Genomic DNA, 12,386 nt, shown 5'->3' with positions numbered 1-12,386 from the left:
GTCCGGATTTTGCCCGGTGACGAGCCGGGGGACTTTGCCGTAAGAAATTGGGCGGGTTTCAAAACGGATGGCTCCCCCGTGCTTCGATCGGTTTCTCTCTGCCTGTTCATCGCCGCGGCCGGCGGTCTCGCGGGCTGCACCTCCGACTATTCTCCCAACACCTACGCCTCCAGCGCGGTCCAGCAGGCCAACAAGGTGGAGCCGGGCATCGTCGTCGGATTCCGCCAGGTTGCGATCAGCGCCAACGGCACCGTCGGTGCCGTCAGCGGCGGCGCGGCCGGCGGCATCCTGGGCGCGCAGGTCGGGACGGGCGGCATCAATTCCGCGCTCGGCACCGTCGGCGGCACGGCGATCGGCGGCCTGCTGGGCACGGCGATGGAGCATATCGCCGGCGACACCAACGGGTGGGAATACATCGTCCGCAAATCCAACGGCGAGCTGCTGTCACTGACCCAGAAGGAACCGCAGCCGCTGCCGATCGGCCAGAAGGTGCTGGTCATCACCGGCAGCCAAGCCCGCATCGTCCCCGACTATTCGACTCCCGGCGAGCCGGAGGCCCCCAAAGCCGATTCGGCCAAGGCCGAGGCGTCCAAATCCGATGCCCCAAAGCCCGAAACGCCGCGTCCCGACGCACCGAAATCCGACATCAAGGCGGTGCCACTCGCTCCGCCCAGCGAAGCCACCCCTTCCGAATCCGCCGCCGGCACTGCCCAGTCCACCGGTGGCGGTCCGGTCCGTCTGACCGCGCCAACCGACAACGCGCCGCCGCCGGAGATCGCCACGCCTGCCGCAGCGTCCGTCACAACCTCCGCCGCCACCCCGGCACCCGCCGCCGCACCTGTGGAGCCGAAGCCCGCCGAATAGCTCCATACTTGTCCGAATGGACGGTATGGCGCACAGTCCGGTGATCCAACCGAGATCACCGGCCGAGGGTCCATGTCCGCCGTCGATACGTCCGCCGCAACCACCCCCGTCCCGGCCATGGGCCGGGAGGAGTTGGAGAATCTGATCCGCGAGGGGGTTCCCCTGGTCGGGAACTTCGGCATCGTCGTGGAAAGCCTGGGCGCCGGCACGATCCGTCTGCGCCTGCCCTACAAGGACGATTTCGTCCGGCCCGGCGGTACCGTCACGGGTCCGGCGATGTTCGGGCTGGCCGACGTGGCGCTCTATGGTGCGGTGCTGAGCCTGATCGGCCGGGTCGAACTGGCGGTGACCACCAGCATGACCATCAACTTCCTGCGTCGCCCGCCGCCCGTCGCCATCATCGCCGAAGCGCGCGTCCTGAAGCTGGGCAAGCGGCTGGCCTACGGCGAGATCCTGCTGTTCTCCGAGGGCGATCCGGAGCCGGTCGCCCACGTCACCGGAACCTACTCGATCCCGCCGCATGACCCCGTCACCGTTGCGGTATCCCATTACCGCAGCGACGTGACCCCATAAAAGATCGTTCTATTTCAATGGGTTTGCGTCTCGGGTATTTGGATACCGTGACTGCAAGCCATTGATATTAGACGGAAATTTTTCCGTTGACAGAGGCCCGTCCCGACCCGTAGAAAGCCGTCCGCTTCGGCGCCCCGGATTCGGCGGCCTGCCGATCCGTATTCGAAGAAACGAGTGTGGCGATGAAGACCTTCAATCTGAAGCCGACCGAGATCGAGAAGAAGTGGTACGTCGTCGATGCCGACGGCCTCGTTCTCGGCCGGCTTGCCAGCATCCTGGCGAACATCCTGCGTGGCAAGAACAAGCCGACCTACACCCCCCACATGGATTGCGGCGATCACATCGTCGTCATCAATGCGGAGAAGGTGAAGCTGACCGGTAACAAGCGCGACGCCGACATCTTCTACTGGCACACCGGCTATCCGGGTGGGATCAAGGGCCGTTCCAAGGGCCAGATCCTGGACGGCAAGTATCCGGAGCGCGTGATCGAGAAGGCCGTGGAGCGCATGGTTCCGCGCGGTCCGCTCGGCCGCCAGCAGATGACCCACCTCAAGGTCTACAAGGGCGCCACGCATCCGCACGATGCGCAGCAGCCGGTCGCCCTCGACGTCGGCGCCCTGAACCCGAAGAATAAGCGGAGCGCGTAAGCATGGCTCAGGTCACCACCACCCTCTCCAGCCTCAAGGAACTGACGGGCGCCGCCGCCACCGCGACCGTCACCGAGGAGCTCGCCGCTCCGAAGCTGGACGCCCAGGGCCGCGCCTATGCCACCGGCAAGCGCAAGGACGCCGTCGCCCGCGTGTGGATCAAGCCGGGCTCCGGCAAGGTCACCGTGAACGGCCGCGACCAGTCGGTCTATTTCGCCCGTCCGGTTCTGCGCATGATGATCGCCCAGCCGTTCGGCGTCACCGAGCGTTCGGAGCAGTTCGACGTGGTCGCCACCGTCGCCGGCGGCGGTCTGTCGGGCCAGGCCGGTGCCGTCCGTCACGGCATCTCCAAGGCCCTGACCTACTTCGAGCCGTCGCTGCGCCCGCCGTTGAAGGCCGCCGGTTTCCTGACCCGCGACGCCCGTACGGTCGAGCGTAAGAAGTACGGCCGCGCCAAGGCCCGCCGCAGCTTCCAGTTCTCGAAGCGCTAATCCCTACACGGGCCCGCGGCTTTACGGTACAAGCGAGGGGCGCCCCGAAGGGGGCGCCCCTTTCTTTTTGCCTTTTTGGGCAAGCCCATCCGAACGTCAACGTTCCTCCCGTCAAGCGAAGGACATCGGTTCCATGGCCTCGATCAGCACTCCCGGCGGCTCGAAAATCCGCGTCGGCATCCTGGGCGCTTCCGGTTACACCGGCGCCGAACTGGTGCGCATGCTGCTGCGCCACCCGAATGTGGAGATCGCCGCGCTGACCGCCGAACGACAGGCCGGCAAGCCGATGGCGGAGGTGTTCCCGCATCTCGGCGGCTATGGCCTGCCCGATCTGGTGAAGATCGAAGAGCTGAAGTGGGATGGCCTGGACTTCGTCTTCTGCGCCCTGCCGCACGGCACGACGCAGGAGGTGGTCGCCGGCCTGCCGAGCGGGCTGAAGGTGGTCGACCTGTCCGCCGATTTCCGTCTGACCGATCCGGGGGAATACGCCACCTGGTACGGGCATGAGCATCGCGCCGTCGACCTGCAGAAGGAGGTCGCCTACGGCCTGACCGAGTTCAACCGCCAGGGCGTGCGCAAGGCGCGGGTGGTGGCGAATCCGGGCTGCTACCCGACCTGCTCGCTGCTGCCGCTGCTGCCGCTGCTGCTGGAAAACCAGATCGAGCCGGGCGGCATCATCATCGACGCCAAGTCCGGCGTGTCGGGCGCCGGGCGCGACGCCAAGCAGGCCAACCTATTCACCGAGGTGTCGGAAGGCTTCAACGCCTATGGCGTCGGCCACCACCGCCACATGCCGGAGATCGAGCAGGAGCTGCGGCTGGCCGCCGGCCGCCCGGTCACCGTCTCCTTCACTCCGCATCTGGTGCCGATGAACCGCGGCATGATGGCGACCATCTATGTCCGCATGGCCGACGGCGTCACCGCCGACGACCTGCGCGCGACGCTGGCCGCCCGCTATGCCGACGAGCCCTTCGTCGGCGTGACCCCGGCCGGCGTGGTGCCGGCGACGCGCCATGTCCGCGCCTCCAACCACAACCTGATCGGCGTGGTCGCCGACCGCACCCCGCGCGGCGCCATCATCGTGTCGGTGATCGACAATCTGGTGAAGGGTGCGTCGGGCCAGGCGATCCAGAACATGAACGTCATGATGGGATTGGGGGAGACGACCGGCATCGATCAGGCGCCGCTTTTCCCGTAATCGGGTACCGCGAAAGGATAGGCAGGGGGCTGTGACAGCGTTGTGGCCTCCTGTCCGCACTGTTGCACAGAGGCACCAATCGGGATTTGCTTTGGCCTGTCAATGCGAAATCAGGTGGTGCCTCAAGCCTTACGGTGCTTCAATCCGGCCCGTCATGCACGACTTCGGTACGACCTGATGACTGGCCTTGTCCGCGCCTTCAACGGCATCCTGCCCACCGTCGACCCGACCGCGTTCATCGCGGAAACGGCGGCGGTGATCGGCGATGTCGTGATCGGGGCGAACAGCAGCATCTGGTACGGCTGCACCGTGCGTGGAGACGTCAACGAGATCCGAATCGGCGCTCGCACCAACATTCAGGACGGCACCGTGATCCATGTGGCCTCCGAAGGGCAGGGCACCTACATCGGTGACGACATCACCGTCGGCCACATGGCGTTGCTGCACGCCTGCACGCTGGAAGACGGCTGCTTCATCGGCATGAAGGCCTGCATCCTTGATGGGGCCTATGTCGAGTCGCGGGCGATGGTCGCAGCCGGTGCTCTGGTGACGCCCGGAAAGCGGGTGACGTCCGGATTCTTGTGGGCCGGCAGCCCTGCTAGACCGGTTCGCGAGCTTACGGAAAAGGATCTCGCGGTTTTTCCTGTGCTCAGCCACCGTTATACGGATTTGGCGGAAACATACCGGAAAAGCTGCTATGGAAGTGGAGCATAGGTCAAGGTACAGGTACGGTTTGGCCGAACGGCTGAGGTGTCGGAACATCGCCGCACACCACATGTTGGGAAGGTCGCTGCCGCGCTTGCACGTTGGCTGATGCTTCGATTGATACGTTCATCCCCCGCAGGCACTCTGATGGGGAAGGGTTCTGGAAGGGAGTGAAGACAATGAAGACTATTGTTCGCGCGGGTCTGGCTGCCATCCCGGCCGCCATCGTCGCTTTCGGTCTGTCGGCGGCCGCCAATGCCCAGGACGCGAGCCTGGTCGGCAAGGGCACCCAGTGGTGCAACCCGGTCATCGGCTGGACCGGTCAGGTTGCGGAAGGCGTCGCCGCCCGCACCGCTGACGGCGGCTATGTGATCCATCAGGGCAGCTATCCGTGCCCGCCGGCCGCCGCCGCTCCGGCTCCGGCCGCCGTCGCCGCGGTCCAGAGCGAATATCTGGTGTTCTTCGACTGGGATAAGTCGAACATCACCCCGGCCGCCGATCGCGTGATCGGTGACGCGGTGTCGGCCATCCTGAAGAACGGTGGCGCCAAGATCCACGTCGTCGGCCACACCGACACCTCGGGTTCGCCGGCCTACAACCAGAAGCTGTCGCTGCGTCGCGCCGACGCGGTCAAGAAGGCCCTGGTCGCCAAGGGCGTCCAGTCCGCCAACATCACGACCGAAGGCAAGGGCGAGAGCCAGCTGCTGGTCCAGACCGGTCCGAACGTCCGCGAGCCGTCCAACCGTCGTGCGCAGATCCTGCCGCGCCTGCTGAACGCCCCGTCGTCCTAAGGACGGTTGGCAGGGGGCCGCTCCGGGGGTATCGGAATGGCCTTCCCGCCTGCGGGAGAAGCCGCAAGAAAAAGGCCGCGCCGGGGTTCCCGGTCGCGGCCTTTTTTCGTTCTGACGGTCTTTCGGTGCTCAGTCGGCGATCTGGGCCGGATCCTGTTCCGGCTCGCCGGCAATCAGCCGCAACGGCACCACGCCCGTCCATACCGGGTGGTCCATGTCCTCCGGATCGTCGCCGGGCGGACCGGACCGCCGCTTGGCCGACGCCTCGGCGATCGGGAAGGCCAGCACGGCGGTCGCCTTCAGCTCCTGCGGATTGGGTGCCCGCACCTTGGCGGCGCGGCCGGGTTCGATCTTCTCCATCAGCGCGTCGAGCGCCGCGCGCTTCTCCGCCTCCTCCGACACCAGCCGTGGCCGGCCGAACAGCATGACCGAGCGGTAGTTGACGGAGTGATGGAAGGCCGACCGCGCCAACACCCAGCCGTCGATCAGCGACAGCGTGATGCAGGCCTCGCCTCCCTCCTGCAGCCGCCGGAGCATCCGGCTGGAGGAGGCGCCATGGATCATCAACTCCTCCCCCACCCGCCAGGGGATCGTCGGAATCACCATGGGGGAGGGCGTGTCCCGGCCCTTGATGGCGTCGTCGACGAAGCCGACGTGGCAGATCGGCGCCTCGTCGATGATGGCGTGAATCAGGGCAAGGTCGTGGTTGACGCGGTCGCCCAGCCGCACCGGCCGGGTGCGCGCGGTCTGGGGCAGGGCGGTAGGGGATTCGGTAGCAGGGGATTCGGTGGCAGGGAGATCGGCGGGAAGGCTGGTCATCGTCGTGCTCATGGCCGGAACTGTTGCGATGGCCCAGAATGGCCGGCAGAATGGCTCCTTCTAAAGGTCCAGAATGTCGATTCCATAGGGACCAATTTTCCCATACTCCCGGAGGATCGCCATGGCCCGCCCGGCCGGCCCGGTTCTGTCCAGCCTCGGACCGGTGACGCTCGACCGCGCCGGGGCGGAGCCGCTGCACCGCCAGCTCTACCGTGCATTGCGTCAGGCGGTGCTGGACGGCCGGCTCCGTCCGGGGGAGCGCCTGCCGCCCAGCCGGACGCTCGCCGCCGACTGGGGGCTGTCGCGCAACACGGTGGTCACCGCCTATGATACGCTGCTGGCGGAGGGTTACGTCACTGGTCAGGTCGGCGCCGGTACCTTCGTCGCCGCCTCGTTGCCCGATGCGGCTCCCGGCGGTGGTCCAGCCCGCGACGAGGCCCGGCGCGGCGTCGGCCTGTCCGGCCGCGGCCGGGCCCTGGCCGAAGCGCCGTCCATCGCCCGCGACCGGGTGGGGCGACCCTTCGCGCTGGGAACTCCGGATCTCGGTGCTTTTCCCTTCGCCCTGTGGGCGCAGCTTCTTGGCCGCTGCTGGCGTCATGGCGGCCGGGCGCTGGCGACGGAGCCGGACCCGCTGGGCTACGTCCCCCTGCGGGCGGAGATCGCCGCCTATCTGCGCGCCGTCCGCGCCGTGCGCTGCGAGCCGGAGCAGGTCGTCATCGTTTCCGGCGCGCAGCAGGGGTTGGCGTTGATGGCGCAGCTGCTGCTCGACCCCGGCGACGAGGCCTGGGTCGAGGAACCCGGCTGGCCCGGCAACCGCGCCGCCCTGCTTGGGGCCGGGGCGCGGCTGGTTCCGGTGCCGGTGGATGGCGAGGGCATCGATGTCGCCGCCGGTATGGCTGGCGGGGCCGGCGCCAGGCTGGCGCTGGTCACCCCTTCCCACCAATTTCCGCTGGGCGTGACCATGAGCCTTGCCCGCCGCCTGCGCCTGCTGGACTGGGCGGCGGCGCGCGACGCCTGGATCGTCGAGGACGATTACGACAGCGAATTCCGCTATGCCGGTCCGCCGCTGGCCGCCCTTCAGGGATTGGACGGCGCCGGCCGGGTCGTCTATGTCGGCAGCTTCAGCAAGGTGATGTTCCCGGCGCTCCGGCTCGGCTATGTCGTGGTTCCACCCGATCTGGTGGAGCCGGTGCGCGCGGCGCGGCGCCATTTCGACGGGGGGACCAGCGTGGTGCCGCAGGCCGCCCTGCACCGCTTCCTGGCCGACGGCCATTTCGCCTCGCATCTGCGCGGCATGCGCTCCCTCTACGCCGCCAAGCGCGGTGCCATCCTGGCCTCGATCGCCGATGCCTTCGCCGGCCTTGCCAGCGCCGAGGCGGGGGAGGCCGGCATGCATGTCCTGCTGCGCCTGCCGCCGGACTGCCCCGACCATGTGCTGGCCGAGCGGGCGGCCCGCATCGGCCTGACCACGCCGTCCCTGTCCGGCTACTATCGCGCGGCCGATGCGACCGCCGGCAACGGCCTCCTGCTGGGCTTCGCTGCCCATGACCCGGCGGCGCTCGACCGGGCGGTGCGGGATCTGGCGCGGCTGAGCCAAGCTGTTGTTGCGGACGCCATTCGCTATCGGGCACGCGAATGTCTGAGCTTGCCTCCATGTGACTTCCCTCATGGCCGGGTAGTGGTCGGCAACGGACCGCAGGTGAAATGACGAAGGCCGCACGGGCGCGCCATCGCGGCGTGGTTGGACCGATCCGGCTTCCGGCGAGGTTGGGACGGTTCGGTGGAGAGTTCCCTGCGCGCAAATGCCGCTCATCCCGACTGCGGCGCGTCGGCTAATGTGCCGCGCCTGGATCGTGTCGGTGCGCACGACCCAGGGATGAACCAGCGGACCGGCATGAGCGCGACCCAGGACAGGATGCGACCCACGCGACGGGCCGGCCTTGCGGCCGGCGCGATCGCGTTGCTGTTGCAGATCGTCGCCTGGGCCTGGATGCCCGCCATGATCGCACCCGCAGAGGCGGCCGACGGCGACCGGATCGTCATCTGCACACCCGATGGGTTCAAGACCATGGTGTGGGGTGATCACGACGCAGCCAGCGATCCTGCGGCAGGGAAGGACGACTCGGCGATGTCCGGCGGCTCCTGTCCGCTTTGCCCGCTGGTCGGCGGACTGGCCATGCCGCCGCCGGATGTGCGGGTGATGCCCGCAATGGCCAGGCGCCAGGGTTCCACACTGCTACCCGGGGATCTGATCGCCGCCGGCTGGTTCCTGTCCACCCTTCAGGCCCGCGGGCCGCCGGCCTGAGGCCAGGATGCGGGACCGCTGCGCGCCAAGGATCGCGCATCCGGCCGCCATCGCCATCCATTCCGGCTCCCAGCTTTGCACGACGTCCGCGATAGCCGTCCATTATGGCCGTCCGTCATGATGGTGCCGCGTCGTGCCCGGCTGGCTTCAGATCGAGACTTGTCATGACGTCGCGTTTTGCCGCGGCCGACGCTTTGCGTGCGGCCCTGTTGTCGAGTGCTGCCCTGGCCGGCCTGTTTTCCACCGCCGCCTTTGCCCAGACCGTCGAAACCCTGCCTGGGATTTCCGTGTTCGCCAGTCCGGACGATGGCGCCTTGCTGTCCGGCTCCTTGCTGTCCGGCGATGGGCTGGGCGAGGCGGGACTGGCCGCCCGCCGGGTTTCCACCGCCGACACCGCAGCCCTGCTGCGCGGGTTGGCCGGGGTCAGCCTGAACGGCAACGGCGGCGTGTCGAGCCTGCCGGCGCTGAACGGGCTGGGCGCCGACCGCGTCAACGTCCTGGTCGACGGCGCGCCCATCGCCCCTGCCTGTCCCAACCAGATGAACCCGGCCCTGTCCGCCATCTCCCCCATGCGCGTTTCCAAGGTGGAGGTGCTGGCCGGCATCACGCCGGTCAGTGCTGGCGGCGACAGCCTCTCCGGTACCATCTCGGTCGAGAGCGCCCCGCCGGTCTTCGCCGCACCGGGTGAAGCCGTGCATACGGAAGGCAAGTTGTCGGCCTTCTACCGCTCGAACGGACGCAGCGTGACGGGGGCCGCCGAGGCGTCCGTCGCCAATGACGGTTTCAGCCTCGGCTACAGCGGCTCCTGGAGCCGGGCCGAAAACTACAAGGCCGGCAACGGCCGGACCGTCCGCTCGACGCTCTACGACGTGCAGGACAATGCCGTGACGGTCGGAGCACGCCGTGATGGGCATAAGGTCACGCTGCAGGGCGGCATCCAGACCATGCCCTACCAGGGCTTTCCCACCCAGCGCATGGACCTGACCGACAACCGCAGCGCCTTCCTCAACGGCCGCTATGAAGGGATCTTCGACTGGGGAACGCTGGATGCGCGCGCCAACTGGCGGCGCACCCGCCACACCATGAACTTCCTGGAGGACAAGGGCGGCACCGCCGGCGGCGGCATGCCGATGGACACGCTGACCACCGACGCCGGCTATTCGGTCAAGGCGACGCTGCCGCTGTCGGACCGCGACACTCTGCGCGTCGGCACCGAGTTCCGCCATACCGGCCTGGACGACTGGTGGGACCCGGTGGCGGGCAGCATGATGATGAGCCCGCTGACCTACTGGAACGTCAAGGACGGTACCCGCAACCGCGTCGGCAGCTTTGCCGAGTGGGAGGCCAACTGGTCACCGGCCTGGACGACCCTGCTCGGCCTGCGCAACGACGTGGTGTGGATGGACACCGGCGCGGTGCAGCCCTATTCCTGGCAGAACGCCACCGGCATGGGCATGATGGCGATGGCCAACCCGGATGCCGCCGACGCCCGCGCCTTCAACGCCCGCGGCCATGCCCGCACCGACGTCAATGTCGACGTGACGGCGCTGGTCCGCTACACCCCCTCCGACACCAGCGCGATCGAAGCCGGCTACGCCCGCAAGACCCGGTCGCCCAACCTCTATGAACGCTACGCCTGGGGCACCGGCGGCATGTCGAGCAGCATGAACGGCTGGTTCGGCGACGCCAACGGCTATGTCGGCAACCTCGACCTCAAGCCCGAGGTGGCCCACACCGTCAGCACCACCCTGTCGCTGTACGACGCCACCCGCAAGGCGTGGGAGGTCAAGCTCACGCCCTATTACACCTATGTGCAGGACTTCATCGACGTCGAGCGGATCGGCACCCTGGGCAACGGCTTCGTCAAGCTGCGCTTCGCCAACCATGACGCCATCCTCGTCGGCGCCAATCTGTCGGCGGCGGCCAGGGTCTACGAGGACGAGGAGATCGGCGCCTTCCGCCTGTCCGGGGTGGCCGGCTGGGTGCATGGCCGCAATCTCGACATCGGCGACGCGCTGTACCACATGATGCCGCTCAACGCCCTGCTGACGCTGGAGCACCGGCGGGGCGGCTGGAGCAGCGCCGTGGAGGTGCAGGCGACCGCCCGCAAGGAGCGGGTGGAGGAGGCGCGCAACGAGCCGAAGACGCCGGGCTACGCCCTGGTGACCCTGCGCACCGGATACGAGTGGGGCGACATCCGGATCGATGCCGGCATCGAGAACCTGTTCGACCAGCATTATCTCCAGCCGCTGGGCGGCGTCGACTATGCCGACTACAGGGCCGGAGGAAGCCGGGGAACGGTCGGGGCGCTGCCGGGGGCGGGCCGCTCCTTCATCGCCGGCATGACGGTGAAGTTCTGAATCGGGCGGTCGGCCGCGCGCCGGGCGGCTCCGCCATCGACGGCCGCCGATGACGGCCGCCGAACCCGGCCTCAGCGCGCCGCCTGCCGGTCCCAGCTGTCATGCACGGCCGGCGACAGGCGATGCTTCATGATGCGCTGGCTGGGTGTGCGCTCGAACTCCTCCACCAGCGCGATGTAGCGGGGGTTCTGGTAGGGGGCGAGCTGGCGGCCGAGCCAGTCGGACAGGGCGGGGACGTCCACCGCGGTCCCCTGCTTCGGCTTCACGAACAGCTTGATGTCCTGTTCGCCGATCTCCGCCTTCACCCCGATGACGGCGCAGTCCTCGATGGCGGGATGGGTGGCGGCGATGTGCTCGATCTCCCAGGCGGAGACGTTCTCGCCCTTGCAGCGCATGCTGTCGGTCATCCGGCCGTGGAACAGCAGCGTGCCGTCCGGCAGCAGGGATCCGAGGTCGCCGGTGTGCAACGCGCCGCCGCGCAGGGCCTTCGCCGTCGCCTCCGGATTGCGGAAATAGCCGGCGAACAGGGCGCCGGGCCGGTCGGTGCGCACCACGATCTCGCCGCGCTCGCCGTGGGGGACCGGGGATCCTGCCTCGTCCAGCAGGTCCACGGTGAACCAGGGCATCGGCCGGCCGACCGCGCCGACGATGCCCTCGTCGTTGCAGGTGGTGATGCTCGACGCCTCGGTCATGCCATAGCATTCGCGGATCTGCACGCCGAACCGCTTCTCGAACGGCGTCCAGGTCTCCTTCGGGCAGCCGCCGCCCCAGGCGATGCGCACCGGATGGTCGCGGTCGCGCGGATCGGGCGGCTGCTTCAGCAGGATCTGCAGGATGCCGCCCAGGTAATGGATGTGGGTGGCCCCATACTCGCGCACCTGGTCCCAGAAGCGGCTGGCGCTGAAGCGGTCGACCATCGCCAGCGACACCTTGGCGATCAGCGGCAGCACGATCATCTGCGCGCCGCCGATGTGGTAGAGCGGCTCCCACAGGAACAGCACGTCGCCGTCGCGCGCGGCGGACACCCGGGCCACCGCCTCGCCCGCCAGCCGCATCATGCGGTGGGTGACCTGCGCGCCCTTCGGCCGGCCGGTGGTGCCGGACGTGTACATGATGGCGAACAGGCTGTCGGGGCCGGGAAGCGCCCCCTCGAACCGGGCGCCGGTCTCCAGCATCGGCTCGAGCCGCAGGGTGTCGTCCGCTCCGCCGCCGGCCAGGACCAGCGGCTTGCCCGACAGGTCGGCGCCGCACTCCGCGATGACCGGCACGAGGTCGGCGTCGGCCAGCACCGCGGCCGGATCGGAATGCTCCAGGATGTAGCGCAGCCCGTCGCCGCGCTGCTGGGCGTTGATGGGAACCCACACCAGCCCGGCCTTGGCGAGGCCGAACAGGGTGGACAGCACCGCCGGGCTGTTGCGCAGCATCAGCGCCACGCGGTCGCCGGGGCGCAGCCCCATCCGCCGAAGCTCCGCCGCCATGCTGTCGGACTGGCGGTCGAGCGTGCCGACGGTCAGCGGGATGCCGTTGTAGCGGGCGAACGGACGCTCGCCGTCGGTCCGCGCGGCCTGGCTCAGCAGGCCGGCGAACCCGGTGTCGAAATCGGACATGGTCGGGGGATCTCGGCTCGGAAAAT

At 68.4% G+C, this 12,386-nt stretch carries 12 protein-coding genes; 10 read left to right on the top strand and 2 right to left on the bottom strand.

Going from position 1 to position 12,386, the window contains the following annotated elements:
• Positions 1–78: 78 nt before the first annotated feature.
• The 7 genes from JHL17_RS22815 (at position 79) to JHL17_RS22785 (ending at position 5,269) form a co-directional block, all read left to right on the top strand.
• A complete protein-coding gene (locus JHL17_RS22815; protein ID WP_200196655.1) occupies positions 79–864 on the top strand; it encodes a hypothetical protein in 786 nt (261 codons plus the stop codon).
• Positions 865–936: 72 nt separating this feature from the next.
• Positions 937–1,437 (top strand): PaaI family thioesterase, encoded by a 501-nt coding sequence (locus JHL17_RS22810; protein ID WP_247893743.1) that lies wholly within the window; start codon positions 937–939, stop codon positions 1,435–1,437.
• 182 nt (positions 1,438–1,619) lie between these two features.
• Entirely contained in the window at positions 1,620–2,084 is a 465-nt protein-coding gene (gene rplM, locus JHL17_RS22805; protein WP_200196653.1) for a 50S ribosomal protein L13, read from the top strand.
• A 2-nt stretch (positions 2,085–2,086) separates the two neighbouring features.
• On the top strand, positions 2,087–2,575 hold the full coding sequence (gene rpsI / locus JHL17_RS22800) for a 30S ribosomal protein S9 (RefSeq protein WP_247893742.1): 489 nt from the start codon (positions 2,087–2,089) through the stop codon (positions 2,573–2,575).
• A gap of 133 nt (positions 2,576–2,708) precedes the next feature.
• Entirely contained in the window at positions 2,709–3,773 is a 1,065-nt protein-coding gene (gene argC / locus JHL17_RS22795; RefSeq protein ID WP_200196651.1) for an N-acetyl-gamma-glutamyl-phosphate reductase, read from the top strand.
• 177 nt (positions 3,774–3,950) lie between these two features.
• A complete protein-coding gene (locus JHL17_RS22790) occupies positions 3,951–4,487 on the top strand; it encodes a gamma carbonic anhydrase family protein (protein WP_200196650.1) in 537 nt (178 codons plus the stop codon).
• A gap of 170 nt (positions 4,488–4,657) precedes the next feature.
• On the top strand, positions 4,658–5,269 hold the full coding sequence (locus JHL17_RS22785) for an OmpA family protein (protein ID WP_200196649.1): 612 nt from the start codon (positions 4,658–4,660) through the stop codon (positions 5,267–5,269).
• Positions 5,270–5,398: 129 nt separating this feature from the next.
• Here the strand turns inward: JHL17_RS22785 and JHL17_RS22780 are convergent, their stop codons facing one another.
• Positions 5,399–6,088: a pyridoxamine 5'-phosphate oxidase family protein gene (locus JHL17_RS22780; protein WP_200196648.1), complete on the bottom strand. Its 690-nt coding sequence runs from the start codon at positions 6,086–6,088 to the stop codon at positions 5,399–5,401.
• A 121-nt stretch (positions 6,089–6,209) separates the two neighbouring features.
• Here JHL17_RS22780 and pdxR point away from each other — a divergent pair, with 121 nt between their 5' ends.
• The 3 genes from pdxR to JHL17_RS22765 all read left to right on the top strand — a co-directional run bounded on the left by pdxR (position 6,210) and on the right by JHL17_RS22765 (position 10,753).
• Positions 6,210–7,796, top strand: a complete 1,587-nt coding sequence (gene pdxR / locus JHL17_RS22775; protein ID WP_247893741.1) for a MocR-like pyridoxine biosynthesis transcription factor PdxR — start codon at positions 6,210–6,212, stop codon at positions 7,794–7,796.
• A gap of 168 nt (positions 7,797–7,964) precedes the next feature.
• The gene (locus JHL17_RS22770; protein WP_247893740.1) at positions 7,965–8,393 is read left to right on the top strand and encodes a DUF2946 family protein; all 429 of its coding nucleotides are present in this window, start codon (positions 7,965–7,967) and stop codon (positions 8,391–8,393) included.
• A gap of 164 nt (positions 8,394–8,557) precedes the next feature.
• Positions 8,558–10,753 (top strand): TonB-dependent receptor, encoded by a 2,196-nt coding sequence (locus JHL17_RS22765; RefSeq protein ID WP_247893739.1) that lies wholly within the window; start codon positions 8,558–8,560, stop codon positions 10,751–10,753.
• Between the two features lie 71 nt (positions 10,754–10,824).
• On the opposite strand, the gene JHL17_RS22760 is transcribed toward JHL17_RS22765, so the two are convergent.
• Positions 10,825–12,360 (bottom strand): AMP-binding protein, encoded by a 1,536-nt coding sequence (locus JHL17_RS22760; RefSeq protein ID WP_200196646.1) that lies wholly within the window; start codon positions 12,358–12,360, stop codon positions 10,825–10,827.
• Positions 12,361–12,386: the final 26 nt, after the last annotated feature.

This window comes from Azospirillum endophyticum (assembly GCF_016595245.1).
GTDB classification, from domain to species: domain Bacteria; phylum Pseudomonadota; class Alphaproteobacteria; order Azospirillales; family Azospirillaceae; genus Azospirillum; species Azospirillum endophyticum.
The sequence above is the reverse complement of the archived record's forward strand: the minus strand, read 5'-3'. Positions and strand labels throughout refer to the sequence as shown.